15 protein-coding genes and 1 tRNA gene are annotated in these 14034 nt (G+C 58.6%); 8 read left to right on the top strand and 8 right to left on the bottom strand.

Annotation, left to right across the window (positions count from 1 at the left end; translation table 11 throughout):
• Positions 1–156: 156 nt before the first annotated feature.
• A complete protein-coding gene (locus DWY76_RS03930) occupies positions 157–675 on the bottom strand; it encodes a ClbS/DfsB family four-helix bundle protein (protein ID WP_120079920.1) in 519 nt (172 codons plus the stop codon).
• A gap of 440 nt (positions 676–1115) precedes the next feature.
• A tRNA-Val gene (locus DWY76_RS03920) sits at positions 1116–1192 on the bottom strand.
• Between the two features lie 179 nt (positions 1193–1371).
• On the opposite strand from DWY76_RS03920, the gene DWY76_RS03915 reads away from it, so the two are divergent.
• Positions 1372–1539, top strand: a complete 168-nt coding sequence (locus DWY76_RS03915; RefSeq protein WP_044953787.1) for a FeoB-associated Cys-rich membrane protein — start codon at positions 1372–1374, stop codon at positions 1537–1539.
• Positions 1540–1594: 55 nt separating this feature from the next.
• Here DWY76_RS03915 and DWY76_RS03910 read toward each other — a convergent pair whose 3' ends face one another.
• Positions 1595–1831 (bottom strand): hypothetical protein, encoded by a 237-nt coding sequence (locus tag DWY76_RS03910; protein WP_097773792.1) that lies wholly within the window; start codon positions 1829–1831, stop codon positions 1595–1597.
• Complete coding sequence (locus tag DWY76_RS14305) at positions 1803–2165, bottom strand: helix-turn-helix transcriptional regulator (RefSeq protein ID WP_243111910.1); 363 nt, start codon at positions 2163–2165, stop codon at positions 1803–1805. The genes DWY76_RS03910 and DWY76_RS14305 overlap by 29 nt, the downstream gene beginning before the upstream one ends.
• Before the next feature lie 195 nt (positions 2166–2360).
• Here DWY76_RS14305 and DWY76_RS03900 point away from each other — a divergent pair, with 195 nt between their 5' ends.
• From DWY76_RS03900 to DWY76_RS03885, 4 genes are read left to right on the top strand one after another with little or no spacing between them, the layout of a single operon-like run.
• Complete coding sequence (locus DWY76_RS03900; protein ID WP_120079918.1) at positions 2361–2978, top strand: LexA family transcriptional regulator; 618 nt, start codon at positions 2361–2363, stop codon at positions 2976–2978.
• Positions 2979–3026: 48 nt separating this feature from the next.
• A complete protein-coding gene (locus DWY76_RS03895) occupies positions 3027–3245 on the top strand; it encodes an aspartate dehydrogenase (RefSeq protein ID WP_120079916.1) in 219 nt (72 codons plus the stop codon).
• Between the two features lie 12 nt (positions 3246–3257).
• On the top strand, positions 3258–3956 hold the full coding sequence (gene tsaA, locus DWY76_RS03890) for a tRNA (N6-threonylcarbamoyladenosine(37)-N6)-methyltransferase TrmO (protein WP_097773794.1): 699 nt from the start codon (positions 3258–3260) through the stop codon (positions 3954–3956).
• Positions 3957–3968: 12 nt separating this feature from the next.
• Positions 3969–4868, top strand: a complete 900-nt coding sequence (locus DWY76_RS03885; RefSeq protein ID WP_005942862.1) for a LysR family transcriptional regulator — start codon at positions 3969–3971, stop codon at positions 4866–4868.
• A gap of 116 nt (positions 4869–4984) precedes the next feature.
• Here DWY76_RS03885 and ugpC read toward each other — a convergent pair whose 3' ends face one another.
• Complete coding sequence (ugpC, locus tag DWY76_RS03880; RefSeq protein WP_120079914.1) at positions 4985–6100, bottom strand: sn-glycerol-3-phosphate ABC transporter ATP-binding protein UgpC; 1116 nt, start codon at positions 6098–6100, stop codon at positions 4985–4987.
• Positions 6101–6263: 163 nt separating this feature from the next.
• On the opposite strand from ugpC, the gene DWY76_RS03875 reads away from it, so the two are divergent.
• Positions 6264–7070 (top strand): AraC family transcriptional regulator, encoded by an 807-nt coding sequence (locus tag DWY76_RS03875; protein ID WP_223388622.1) that lies wholly within the window; start codon positions 6264–6266, stop codon positions 7068–7070.
• 3 nt (positions 7071–7073) lie between these two features.
• Here the strand turns inward: DWY76_RS03875 and DWY76_RS03870 are convergent, their stop codons facing one another.
• Positions 7074–8375 (bottom strand): MATE family efflux transporter, encoded by a 1302-nt coding sequence (locus DWY76_RS03870; RefSeq protein WP_120079912.1) that lies wholly within the window; start codon positions 8373–8375, stop codon positions 7074–7076.
• Positions 8376–8580: 205 nt separating this feature from the next.
• Between DWY76_RS03870 and DWY76_RS03865 the strand changes: the two genes are divergently transcribed.
• Positions 8581–9540, top strand: coding sequence for a carbohydrate kinase (locus DWY76_RS03865; RefSeq protein ID WP_120079910.1), 960 nt, complete (start codon positions 8581–8583; stop codon positions 9538–9540).
• A 212-nt stretch (positions 9541–9752) separates the two neighbouring features.
• Complete coding sequence (locus DWY76_RS03860) at positions 9753–10301, top strand: phosphatase PAP2 family protein (protein ID WP_120079908.1); 549 nt, start codon at positions 9753–9755, stop codon at positions 10299–10301.
• 612 nt (positions 10302–10913) lie between these two features.
• Here DWY76_RS03860 and DWY76_RS03855 read toward each other — a convergent pair.
• Together DWY76_RS03855 and DWY76_RS03850 are read right to left on the bottom strand one after the other, a co-directional pair.
• A complete protein-coding gene (locus DWY76_RS03855; protein ID WP_120079906.1) occupies positions 10914–13352 on the bottom strand; it encodes a homocysteine S-methyltransferase family protein in 2439 nt (812 codons plus the stop codon).
• Positions 13339–14025, bottom strand: a complete 687-nt coding sequence (locus DWY76_RS03850) for a methionine synthase (RefSeq protein ID WP_097773801.1) — start codon at positions 14023–14025, stop codon at positions 13339–13341. Before DWY76_RS03850 ends, DWY76_RS03855 begins: the two co-directional genes overlap by 14 nt.
• Between the last annotated feature and the right edge of the window lie 9 nt (positions 14026–14034).

Here is a 14034-nt window from a genome sequence, read left to right as displayed (position 1 = left end):
GTGAAAATTGCGAAACGCAGCGAAAAAGGTGAGAGCAAGAATCGTCCCGTGGCCACAAATTTTCAATTCTTGAAAATTCTTGCCCCTTTGGGACAGCTTCTTGTTGGGGCGTGCCTGCCCCAAACCCTGCTAGGAACGAGTACAGCAAACTGGAAGTTATAGTGCCATCTTTTTCCATTTTCTGATCTTCGTTCTAAAGGTTCCAAACGGAGCCACTGTGTTAACATGTATGAATTTGTATACTTCCCAGACGGCTGTTTTAGTTGCCTCGTCGGCCCATTTTCTCATATGTGGTTTAAACAATTCTTCCTCACTTAGTGAATCGATCATTGCATAAATAGAATCAATGTTCTCATTCAACATGTCTTTCAGCTCTTGCAGTGACAGGTGTGCATATGTATCTGTGAACCATTGATATAATTCACCAAGCTGATTCCACTTAAAATTATCGGAGGGAGTTTTGACCTGAAGACCCTTTCTTTCGTCTGCTTCCCATTTAAGAATGAGCGTTGTCCATCCAACCTGATAAGCAAGATTTTCTGCTGGAGTTCGATCAACCTCATCAATCCTCTTATCTTTTAAAGGTTCCGGAATATCATTAAATTCTGATATATACTTTGCAAAGCTTTTATTTATCTCGTTTTTAAGTTCATCCTTATTCTCATATGTTCTCACGATTCTATCTCCTCAAATTCTTATTTGTTGAACTAAGCCGAGTATACCATACTCTCCAATGAAAGAACACCCCGATATAGTGAAATTTTGCCATTTTTCTGCGTACGTGCGTACACGCTCCGCAGGGATTCTAAGGGGCTTGGCCCCTTGGCACACAGACTTTGGCACAAAGTCTAGTGTGTTACACCTTGTCAGAGGTGTACAGGCTCCCGGTACGCACGTACGCAGCGACTACCCCCAAACGCGCCATATAGGGGGACGACCAAGTTCGCACAAAGCGAACTTGATTCCGCAAAGCAAAAGGCAGGATACCACTATCATAGTGATACCCTGCCTTTGCTCGTTTACCGTTCCGAGTAGTCCTTCCGCAGAACCTCCGATAAACAAAAAACGTACCCGAACCCTTTTTCGTAAAGAATCGGGTTCGAGTACGAACTGTATGGTGGAGAATTAGGGACTCGAACCCCAGACCCCCTGCGTGTGATGCAGGTGCTCTAACCAGCTGAGCTAATCCTCCATATTTTGTTTTGTGCGTTCCGAACTGGAACGTGATTATTATAGCACGGCCTTTGCCAAAATGCAAGCCCTAATTTTAAAAAAATCACACTTTTTGTATCCGCTTTCCGGTTGCCCTTTGATGCCAAATCGTGTATACTGAACACAGAAACTTTCCCACCGGGAAAAGAGGTACAAAAAATGCTGACACTTCGTGGAATCATTACGCTGATCGTTCTGATCGTTCTGTTTGCACTGGCCGTTGTGTGGATCTCCAAGCAGGGCGGCTGGAAGGGCGAGGGCTGCGGCGGCAACTGTGCATCCTGCCACAGCCACTGCGAAAAACAGGACCCGAACAAAAAAGCCTGAGTTCAAAAATGCCCCCGGACATTGCCTGCTGGCAGCGTCCGGGGGCATTCTGCTTTCAGCTTTCCGTCTCGCGGTAAAACACCCCGCGCTCTGCCGCGTACACGGCAATGGTGCTCAGCAGGTCCTGATGGGCTTTCTGGTAAGTAGTGCGGCCGATGTGCAGCTGATCGATCACATCGTCCTCCGTGCGGTGCTGCACATAGCGCAGCTCGAACAAATCCGCACGCAGCGGGTCGTTTTGCCGGTAATAGGCAAGGCCCTCCTCAATGGCGGCGCACCAGCTGCGTTCCACCGGGCTTCGTGCACGCTGCCGCATCCCATACCGGTACAGTGCCAGCCGCGTCTGATTTCTCTGCTCGCTTGTCATGTTCTGCCCTCCTCTTTTCATCCGCGCGGCGTGCCAGCACTTCGCGGCGGTTCTGCTCTTCAAAAAAGCAGAGATCCCGCTCGTACATGCTCAGACCAAGCACCGCGCTCAGCCGTTCTGCTTCGCTCAGCTTGAACTGTGTGCGCCCCTGCAGTTTCAGGTTCAGTGCATTGGGGCTGATCTTCAAGGCTCGTGCCACATACTGCATCTTGTACCCACTGGCGCGGATATAATCCCGGATCATTTCAGTATTTGCCATATTCCGCTCTCCTTTTTTCGTATCGGCAATGCCGTTCCACAATCTTTAGTTGTAGTATATTCCTTCATTGATTCAGTGTCAACCCATTTTTGCAAATTCGCAGAAAAAAGTTGATTTTAATGCAATTTTTTGGTATACTTCTGGTAACAGCATTCTTTTTACAGAACAACCATACGTTTTTTAGAGAGGTTTCGCATGTCTGAGCTTTCTACCCGTCTGCATCTGCGCCGCAAAGAACTGGGCCTTTCGCAGGAAGAGCTTGCCCAGCGCATGGGCTATCGGTCCAAATCCTCCATTACCAAGCTGGAAAAAGGCATCAACGACCTGCCGCAGTCCAAGGTGGAAGAGCTGGCAGCCGCGTTGGAGACCACCCCTGCCTATCTGCTGGGGCTGGACACACCCTGTCCGCCGCCGGGCTTTGAGCCGCTGCCTGCCATGACGCAGGTCCCGCTGATCGGTTCCATTGCCTGCGGCACTCCTATCACGGCAGAGCAGAACATTGAACGCTATATCGGCGTTCCCGCCGCGTGGCGCGCCGACTTTGCTCTGACCTGCCACGGTGACAGCATGTCCCCCACCATCTGCGACGGCGACATCGTATGCATTCGCTGCCAGCCGGAGGTGGAGCAGGGCGAGATCGCCGCAGTGCGCATTGGCGGCGAGGCCACCCTCAAGCACTTCCACCGGCAGGGTGATGCTGTGATGCTGCTTGCGGACAATGCCGCCGTCTGTCCACCCATGATCTTTACCGGCCTGCAGCTGGAAGAGCTGCACATTGAGGGCCGCGCTGTCGGCTTCTGCCGGGGGCTGTGAGCCGCCTGCAGTCTTTCAGGCACGTTTCATAAAAGAAGGAGGCTTCTCATGTTTTTCTCCCGCAAAAAGCCTGCCCATTCTTACGACCCCGCCACCCAGCAGCCCGCACTGCGGTGCAGCATCTGCACCGGGGAGCAGGTGGCCGGTTTCATCTCCTCGGATGGCCATTTCGAGGACGTTCAGCTCATCCGCACGCCTCAGGAACTGGACGCATTCCGGGCACAGTACGGCATCCCGCCGGAATGCCCCCTGAAAAAGATCTATTAAAAGGAGTTCACCATGCCCACTGCACCTGAAGAGATGACCCTGAAGGTCATTGCCCATATCCATACTGCCTTTCCCACCAAGTTCGGCATCCCGCGCCAGAGCGGCCTTGTGGACGAGCTGCGCGGCGAGGTGATCTTTACGCCCGAATACCGCAATGCCGATGCCGTGCGCGGTCTGGAAGATTTCAGTCACATCTGGCTGGTGTGGCAGTTCTCCGGCGCGGTGCGGGACAGCTGGTCCCCCACTGTACGCCCGCCGCGTCTGGGCGGCAACACCCGCATGGGCGTGTTCGCCACCCGGTCGCCGTTCCGCCCCAATCCTTTGGGCCTTTCCAGCGTGCGTCTGGAAGGCATCGAGCACCGGCCGGACGTTGGCCCGGTGCTCATCGTGCGCGGTGCCGACCTGATGGATGGCACCCCCATCTACGACATCAAGCCTTACATCCCCTATGCCGACTGCCACCCGGATGCCGCCGAGGGCTTTACCGGCCAGACCCAGTTCCACCGTCTGCAGGTACAGTTCCCGCCCGAACTGCTGGCACAGGTGCCGCAGGCCGACCGCGCCGCCCTGACCGGCGTACTGGCAGGTGACCCGCGCCCCTCCTACCAGCACGACCCGCAGCGGGTGTACGGCATGGAGTTCGGCCCGGTAGAGGTGCATTTTACCGTGGATGGCGAGGTGCTCACCGTGACCGGCATCGCCCGCCGCTGAGAGGAAGCGTTTATGGAACTGCGGAACATCAATACCTTTTTGCACATCGCCGAGCTGCACAGCTTTTCCCGCACTGCGCGGCAGCTTGGCTATTCCCAGTCGGCGGTGTCCTCCCAGATCGCACAGCTGGAAGCAGAGCTGGGCGCACCGCTGTTCGACCGCGTGGGCAAGACCGTGCGGCTCACCGATGCGGGCCAGACCTTTTTAGGCTATGCACGCACCCTGCTGGCCACGGCGCAGCAGGCGCAGGCTGCCCTGCAGCCCGCCCGGCAGATCAGCGGCAGTCTGCGCATCGCGCTGGCGGATTCGGTGTGCTCCACCTTCCTGCCCGGTCTGCTCAAACGCTACCACGCCCTGTGCCCGCAGGTGGAGCTGGTGCTGTGCACCGCCACTGCCGACGGAATGCTGCAGATGCTGGGCACAAATCAGATCGATCTGGCCTATACGCTGGACCAGCCCCTGCTGCAGCCCAATCTGGTGCTTGCGGCGGATGTGCCGGAGCCGGTGTGTTTTATTGCACCGTCCGCTCACCCGCTTGCCGGGCAGGAAGCTGTTACGCTGGAAGAGCTGCCCCGGCAGGAATTTCTGCTCACTGAGCGCGGCATGAGCTACCGCGACGCTTTGGATCAGTGCCTTGCCGCCCGCGGCCTTGCCATCCACCCTTATCTGGAGCTGGGCAGCGCTGCGCTGCTGTGCCAGATGGTGGAGCAGGGCATGGGTCTTTCCTTCCTGCCGGAGTACATCGTGCGTCCGGCGCTGGCCGCAGGTCGTCTTGCCCGGCTGAATGTGCCGGACTGCACCGTGGAGATGCACCGTCAGCTGTTTTACCACCGTGACAAATGGCTGACCCCTCAGATGAAAGCTTTTATCGAGCTGGTGCGCCAGCCCGCGCCCAGCACTGCCAGCAAATGAAAAGAGCACGGGTCCATTGAAGCGCAAAGCTGAACACACAAACGAAAAACCGCCGAAGGCTTTCCTTCGGCGGTTTTTCTTATGATAGGAGGATCAAAAATGATCGTCGCTAAATATTAGTTCAGGATGGTCAGCTCGGTCTCGATGTCGAACAGGTGGACCTTGTGGGGATCGAATGCAACGCGGACGGTGTCTCCGTTGCGTGCCTTGGAGGTGGGAGCCACACGAGCGGTCATCTTGTTGCCCTTGTACTCCAGATACAGGTAGATCTCAGCGCCCATCATTTCGGAGACGTCCACCTGAGTATCCAGCTGGCAGTCAGCGTGCTTTGCCATAAACTCGGGCTCGTCGTCGATGTCCTCGGGACGGACGCCCATCTTGATCTTCTTGCCGACATAAGCATCCAGCTTGCCGTCTGCGGTCTTCTCCTTGGGCAGGGGAATCACGTCGCCGCCCAGATCAACACCGTACAGCTCGCCCTTCTTGATCAGGGTGCCGTCCAGGAAGTTCATCTGGGGGCTGCCGATGAAGCCAGCAACGAACATGTTGCAAGGCATATCGTACAGGTTCTGCGGGGTATCGACCTGCTGGATGATGCCGTCCTTCATAACGACGATACGGTCGCCCATGGTCATAGCCTCGGTCTGGTCGTGGGTAACGTAGATGAAGGTGGTAGCCAGCTTCTTGTGCAGCTTGATGATCTCGGTGCGCATGCTGGTACGCAGCTTAGCATCCAGGTTGGACAGAGGCTCGTCCAGCAGGAAGACTGCCGGGTTACGAACCATTGCACGGCCCAGAGCAACACGCTGACGCTGACCACCGGACAGAGCCTTGGGCTTGCGGTCCAGCAGGTGCTCGATCTCCAGGATCTTAGCAGCCTCGTGCACGCGCTTATCGATCTCGTCCTTCGGGGTCTTGCGCAGTTCCAGACCGAAAGCAATGTTCTTGTAAACGGTCATGTGGGGGTACAGAGCGTAGCTCTGGAACACCATTGCGATATCACGATCCTTCGGGGGAACGTCGTTGATCAGACGGCCGCCGATGTACATTTCGCCCTTGGAGATCTCCTCCAGACCGGCGATCATGCGCAGGGTGGTGGACTTGCCGCAGCCAGAGGGGCCGACGAAGATGATGAATTCCTTATCCTGGATCTCCAGGTTAAAGTCGGTAACAGAGGGAGCGGTAGCACCCGGATAGATCTTATAGATGTGCTGGCAGCTGATCGAAGCCATAGTCGTTTGCCTCCATAATTTTTAAGGTTCCCACGCTCTTGACGGCGTGTTCATTCGTTGGTACTATAATAACAGATAATTTTGTGATATAAAATAGCATTTTATTGATTAGAGGTGTCAGATATTGCTTTTTGACTGGAACACCATCGCTTTCCCCGCTTCAGTGCAGGATCTGCAGCTGTCTGCCCCCCTCACCCTCTCCGGCGAAGGACTGTGGGTGTGCCTTGTGTCCAGCGGCCAGTGCTCTGCATCCGTACCTGCTGCCGGGCCGCTGCCGCTGGGTGCAGCGCTCATTTTGCCGCCGCAGTCCGTGCCTGCCGGGCACCTGATCCTGAGCCGTGCCCCGCTGGCCCTTGTGCCGGAAAGCATCTGCCATCTGCTCTGCGTCCAGCTTACCGGGCAGGCGGCTTCCCAGTTTCTGGCCGGACTGCACGAACTGCCCTTCCTAGCCAAGGGCGGTTCCTGCCCGGCCGCTGCCGAACTGATGGACCGCCTTGCTGAGGAAAAGGCCGCCCACAGCCGTGCCCGCAGCCAGTTGGCCTACGCACTGCTGTGTGAGCTGGCCGATGCCGACAGTGCCGCGTCCGCCCTGCCGCCGCTGGTGCAGGCCGCCATTGAGGACATCCGCGCAAACTACGCGGGCCTTTACGGCGTGGAGGAGCTGAGCGAACGGCTGGGCGTGTCCAAGAGCCATCTGGTGCGCACCTTTACCGCAGCCATTGGCGTGCCGCCGGGCAAATACCTCACCACTGTGCGCGTTGAAGCAGCCCAGCGGCTGCTGCTCCACCGGGAGTACACACTGGACGTGGTAGCCAGCCTGTGCGGCTTTTCCGGTGCCAACTACCTGTGCCGGGTGTTCAAAAAAGAAACCGGCCAATCCCCCGCACAGTGGCGGGCAATGGCCGGTCACGCCGCGCAGAGTGGGCTTTCGCCCGAGGAATCTCTGCGCGAACAGGAGCTTTATATTTAAGGGCTATGCGGTCTGCTTTTTACCGCGCAGCAGCAAAAACAGGGTCAGCACTGCGGTGAGCAGTTCCGATGCCGGGAACGCTGCCCACACACCATTCATGCCAAACAGGCGGCTCAGCACCAGCGAGCAGGCCACGATGGCCACCATGCCGCGGCTGATGGAGGTGACGGAGGCTTCCACCGGGCGGTTGGTCGCACTCAGATAGCCCGCCGCCACGATGTTGAACCCGGCAAAGAAGTAGCCCACAAAGTACAGCCTCATGCCCACGTGGGCAAACTGCGCCATCCGGGCGGAGCTTTCGCTGTTGAATATGCCCACCAGCGCATCGGTGGCACCAAAGATGATGCCGTACAGCACCGCTGCCAGCACCAGTGCGGTGCAGCTGCCCAGGATGAGCAGCTTTCTGGCACCGGCCTTGTCGCTTTTTCCGTAGCACTCGCTCACCAGCGGCTGTGCGCCCTGTGCTACACCATTGAAGATGGCCGTTGCCACCAGCGCAAAGTTTGCCACCACGCCATAGGCCGCCACCGCCACATTGCCCGCCAGACCCAGCAGCAGGAGGTTGAATACGGTGGTGGTAACGCCGGAGCTCATCTCACCCACAAAGCCGGAGATGCCAAGCTGGCAGCTCTGGCCCAGCAGCCTTGCCGAGGGGCGCTGGCGCACGAACTGCACGCTGTTCTCCTTTTTAAAGAAGTGCCGGCTGCAGATGGAAATGCTGATGATGGGAGACACGGCGGTAGCCAGCGCCGCACCGGCCAGCCCCAGACCCATGGGAAACATAAAGATGTAGTCGAATACCACATTGAACAGGCTGCTGCTCAGGGTAGCCACCATGGCAAGGGAGGGGTCGCCGTCGTTGCGCACAAAGGCCGACACGATATAGTTGCACATGAAGAAGGGCGTGAACATAAGGAAGATGCGGGCATACGGGATGCCCAGCGCCACGATCCCCGCGTCACCGCCCATCAGCCGCAGAAGGCCGCCGGGCGCAAAAATGCCCACCAGCAGGAACGGCACGCTGAGCACACAGGCGCAGAAGATGGCATTGGAAAAATAGCGCTGGCAGCGCTCGTCTCCCTGCGCCTTGAGGATGGCATAGCGGGTGGCCGCGCCAAGGCCGACCATGGAGCCGACGGCAAAGATGAAGTTGTAGACCGGCAGGCAGAGGTTGAGCAGGGTAACGCCGTCGGTGCCCGCCGCCTGCGAGATGAAATAGGTATCGGCCAGAATGTAGCACGAGGTGCCCAGTAGGCCGAAGATATTCTGTGATACATATTTAAAGAACTGTTTTGTCAGGTTCATCCAAGTTCCCTTTCATGGCATTTTTTACGCATACCGGCATATTTTAGCACACCCCAAAATGCAAGTCAACACAAAAGCGCCCTGTACCGCGCAAAAAAGCATTGACAGCCCGGGCTCTGGCCCTTACACTGGGAGCGGTCACAAAATCATCCCCCTCGCCGGGGGAAGTCTTTTATTACCAGCATCTTAATTTGGGAGGTTCTCTATGTCCGGCAGCACACTGTTTTCCATTGGCGAAGCACTCATCGATATGATCCCGTCCAAGGTGGGCTGTTCTTTTGACGAGGTTCCCTCGTTCAGCCCGCGCACTGGCGGCGCACCGGCCAACGTGTGCGCCGCCTTTGCCCGGCTGGGCGGCAAAAGTGCTTTTCTGAGCCAGCTGGGCGACGACCCCTTCGGCCACAAGATCGCCCGGGAATTGGAAGCCTGCGGCATCGACCTCTCCCATCTGGCCTTTACCGATAAGGCCAACACGGCCCTTGCCTTCGTCAGTCTGGAAGAGGACGGCAGCCGCACCTTCAGCTTCTACCGCAAACCCTCGGCGGACCTGCTCTATTCTCCGGAGCAGATCGACCCTGCATGGTTCGCCGATGCCTTTGCCCTGCACTACTGCAGCGTGTCACTGGTGGACAGCCCCATGCGCTACGCCCACCTTGCGGCCATTGCCGCCGCACGCGAAGCTGGTGCTATCGTCAGCTTTGACCCGAACCTGCGCTTCCCCCTCTGGCCGGACCGCGACATGCTGCGCGGGACCGTGCTGCAGTTCCTGCCGCTTTCCAACATCCTCAAAATTTCGGATGAAGAGCTGGAATTTCTCACCGGCACTGCGGACATTGAATCCGCCCTGCCGCAGCTGCTTGTGGGCGATGTGCAGCTGGTGCTGTACACCTGCGGCAGCAGCGGTGCCCACGCCTATACCCGCACCGCCCACGGCTTTGCCCCCTGCCGGAAAGTCCGGGCTGTGGACACCACCGGCGCAGGCGACGGCTTCATCGGCTCGTTTTTGTGGCAGCTGGAACGTGACGGCGTGACACTGGAAAAACTGGCAAAGCTCAGCAAAACAAAGCTGAACGAATACCTTGCCTTTTCCAACCAGTTCTGCGGCATCAGCGTGCAGACGAATGGTGCCATCGACAGCTATCCCACCCTTGACCAGATGCAGTAAAGGATGCAAGAAGCCCTGCGTCCAGCACCGCAGGGCTTCTTTTCTATTTACAATTTGTAGTATTGTGCCGTCATATTCCAGTTTTGTCCTGTTTCCGACATCTTTTCTGCCGGTTTAAGATTTGTTTATCCTTTGTACAAGCCTTGTTCTTATTCTCTGCCCGGTTCCATGTTACCATAAGGGCAAGAACAACAAGCAGGGAGGCTTTATCCATGTCCTTTGAATTTACCCTTCTGGATGCCTTGCAGGCTCTGCGCTGTCCGGTGCTGGATGCACTGGCGGTGTTTTTCGATCAGGCCGGTGCCCGCGGCGAGATCTGGATCGCATTCACGGCGGTGCTGCTGGCGTTCCGGCGCACCCGCCGGGCCGGGCTGGCCATGGCGCTGGCGCTGGGCCTTTATATGCTGGCGGGCCACTGCGCCTTAAAGCCGCTGTTCGCACGCCCGCGCCCCTGCGACCTCCGGCCGGAGATGCTCACGCTGGTGGCCCGGCCGCATGGCTGGTCCTTCCCTTCCGGACACACATCCTCCGCCTTTGCCGCTGCCTTTGCGCTCTGGCTGCAGAACCGCAGGCTCGGCGTCCCGGCTCTTGCGCTGGCCGGGTTCATCGGCTTCACGCGGATGTATCTGTATGTGCATTTCCCCACCGATATTCTGGGCGGCGTGGCACTGGGCCTTGTATTGGGGGCCTGCGGCTCCCTGCTGGCAGATAAGATCAGCAACAAATGGGCGAAACGCAGTGAAGTAAAACGAACCGTATAAACCAATTTCGTCTCGCACTCGTTCTCGCTTTGCTTTTTACATTCAGATGAAGTATATCGCTTCGATCCTATTCGTGAAAAAGAGCCTCGGAAAAATACGCAGATTTTTCCGAGGCTCAACGAATTATAATAGAATTTCCGCTAAAACAGCCAAAGCGCACGCGGCGGCTATTCCCAATCGTTCTCTTGCATTCAGGCAAAAACAAAAGCAGCCAGCACCGTGGAAAGGAGGATAAAGCGGTGCTGGCTGCGGTATGAGAACTCCCGAACTTTGCGGCGGATCAGGAGGGATTTGGTAGTCTGTCCGCCGTCGTTGGCGATTGCCTGGCATAGGCGGGGGACAGTGTTTTAATAAGTACCTGCTGGGCTGTGCCAGATGCACCAGCCCCCGCAGGTGAAAGCCCTTGTCGGCTTTGGGGAGATGTCTTTGCATCTCCCTGACTGCACCCTTATACTACCAGACAATCGTGGCATTTCTTTGTGGAGTTTTTGAACAATTTGCAAATAGATTTTCAGGTGTTTTCAAAGGAGGCCCCGCGCATAAGCGTTGGGGCGGGACTGGAGTCCCGGGCTGTTCGCGGAGAAAGCTTCCTACTGGCCTGCATTCCTGCTTTTACTGCGCCCCGAAAAATTCCTTGGCGATGTCCGCGCTGCGCTTGGCATCCTTGGCGTACCAGTCCGCGCCGATCTTCTCGGCATATTCCGGCGTGAGCACCGCACCGCCCACCATGATCTTGCAGTCCAAGCCCGCTTCGTGCAGGGCGGCAATGGTTTCCTCCATGCTCTTGAGGGTAGTGGTCATCAGGGCGGAAAGGCCCACCAGATGCACATTCTTTTCCCGCACAGTGTTCACCACCGTCTCCACCGGCACATCACGGCCCAGGTCGATCACCTCAAAGCCGTAGTTCTCCAGAATGACCTTGACGATGTTCTTGCCGATGTCGTGCACGTCGCCCTTGACGGTGGCCAGCACGATGCGGCCCTTGCTGGCGCTGCCCTCGCCCTTCTGGGCAATGACGTTCTTGATCTCCTCAAAAGCGCTCTGGGCAGCACTTGCGGCCTGCAGCAGCTGCGGCAGGAACAGCGTGCCCTTCTCGTACTTGGCGCCCACGATGTCCAGCGCCGGGATCAGCGCTTCGTCCACCACTTCCAGCGGCTGCTTTTCGGCCAGCAGTGCCTTGGTCTGGGCGGCGGCATCGCCCTTCAGGCCCTTTTCCACCGCCTTCATCAGTGGAGCGTAAGGGCCGGTAAGCTCTGCGCTCTCACCGGATGCGGATGCCGAAGCCGCAGGCACCGTCTGCGCGGCCTGCTTGAGGGCCGCCGAGGCGGGCACGCGGTCAGCATACCGCTCAATGTATTTGGTGCTCTGCGGGTCGCGGTTGGTCAGCACATTGTAAGCGTACACTGCCGCCATCATCTCCTCGCTGGAAGGGTTCATGATGGCAAGGTCCAGCCCGGCATACATCGCCATGGTGAGGAAGGTGGTGTTCAGGTACGGGCGGCAGGGCAGGCCAAAGCTGATGTTGGACACGCCCAGAATGGTGCGCACGCCCAGCTCTTTTTTGCAGGCTTCCAGTGCCTGCACGGTGGCCAGAACGTCCTTCTGCTGGGCGCTGGCGGTCAGGGTCAGACAGTCGATGTAGATGTCCTCCCGCGGGATGCCGACGGCAAGGGCCGCTTCGGTGATGCGGCGGGCAATGACCACCCGGTCCTCGGCGGCAGGCAGGATGCCCCGCTCATCGATGGCAAGGCCCACGATGGCCGCACCGTACTTTTTGCACAGGGGCAGAATCGCGTCCAGCTTTTCCTGCTCGCCGTTGGTGGAGTTGACGATGGGCTTGCCGTTGTACACGCGCAGACCGTTTTCCAGTGCCTCCACATTGGAGGAATCCAGCTGCAGCGGCAGGCTGGTGACGCTCTGCAGGGCCTTGACCACCTTGGGCATCAGGGCAGGCTCGTCCACGCCGGGTGCGCCCACGTTCACGTCCAGCACCTGAGCACCGGCTTCCACCTGACTGACCGCCTGCTCCAGAACGTAGTTCATATCCTCTTCCCGCAGTGCCTGCTGGAAGCGCTTTTTGCCCGTGGGGTTGATGCGCTCACCCACCACCGTGATGCCGTCCACGTTGACGAAATCCACCGGCGTGCAGAGCACCGAAGGCATTTTGTGGGCCGAACGGCCGGGTACGCAGCCTGCAAAAACGCTGTTCAGCAGCTTGATGAACTCCGGCGTGGTGCCGCAGCAGCCGCCCGCCGCGAAAAGATGCAGATCCCGGTAGGGCTTCATTTCCATGGCGAAGAGCTGCGGGGTGATATCGTAGCCGCTGCCGTCGGCCCGGGGCAGGCCCGCATTGGGCTTGACGAACACCGGAAAGTCGCCGGGCACAGCCTCTGCCAGACGCTTTGCCATGGGGAAGATCTCCTTGGGGCCCAGTGAGCAGTTGATGCCCACCGCGTTGGCACCCAGGCCACGGGCGGTCACGCCGAAGCTTTCCACCGTGCAGCCGGTAAAGGTGCGCCCGCCGGCTTCAAAGCTCATGCTGGCTAAGATAGGCAGGCCGCTGTTTTCCTTTGCGGCCAGCAGAGCGGCTTTCAGCTCGTACAGATCGGTAAAGGTCTCAAAGAAAATGAGGTCGGCCCCGGCGGCAGCGCCTGCCCGGACGATGCGCGCATACTCGCTCACCGCATCCTCAAAGGCCAGCGTTCCGCTGGGTTCCAGCAGTTCTCCCAGCGGGCCGACATCCAGCGCAGTCAGGGCACCGTAGGGCGCACAGGCGCGCTTGCAGTTGGCGATGCCCGCCGCAATGATCTCTTCCAGACTGTAGGCGCTGCCCGCCAGCTTGTGGGCCGATGCGCCAAAGGTATTGGCGTTGACGATGCGGCTGCCCGCAGCGGCATACTTGGCATGGATGCTCTCGATCAGCTCCGGGTTGGTGATGTTCAGCTCCTCCGGCTTTGCGCCCAGCTTCAGGCCCGAAGCCTGCAGCATGGTGCCCATGCCGCCGTCCAGCAGGATGGTATTGCTCTGCTTGAAAAGTTCACTCGCTTGCACAGGTCTTTCCCCTCTTTCTATACTCACACCGGGTGCGCAGCACACAGTGGCCGCACCCGGCCAGTTTTCCCTTTACCGGGTGGCCGCTGACCCCCAGAATGGCCGTCACGCTCTTGCGCGGGGTCATCAGGTTGGTATCGGTCACACACAGGCCCGCCCGGCGCACCGTATCCAGCGCGTTTGCCACCAGCGGCTGTACTGCAATATCCCAGTCACCGTAGCCGGGCGAAAACCGCCCGGTCAAATACTTTCCCTCTTTTGCGGCCCACTGGCGCAGCTCTGCTTCGGCTGCGTCTGCGGCCTGCTCGGCCAGCGCGCTGCCCAGTGCATCGGACGCTACGCCCGCCGCGATATCTCCCACACCGGCACGGCGGATCTGTGCATCCACGCCGGGGCCAAGGGTCACGGCCAGCAGCACCGCCTGCGGGCAGTTTTCCAGATGCTTCATCACATCCCCACCCCGCAGGATGCCTGCTTCGGCAAGGGCAGCCGTGTCCGCTTCCAGCCAGACCGCCCGGGGCGTTGCCGCCGCCAGCAGCGGCATGGCGCATGTTTCCAACAGGGTCATGGTACGGTCGTCCGGTTCCCCTCTGGCCCCGAAATACCGCGCTGCCTGTGCTGTATCGATCGCCGCCGGTTTTGCCAGCACCAGCGGCTGCGGTGCACCGATCATCCGCCGCAC

The organism is Faecalibacterium sp. AF27-11BH, assembly GCF_003603005.1.
Taxonomy (GTDB): Bacteria; Bacillota; Clostridia; order Oscillospirales; family Ruminococcaceae; genus Faecalibacterium; species Faecalibacterium taiwanense.
This window is presented reverse-complemented; position numbering and strand designations above follow the sequence as displayed.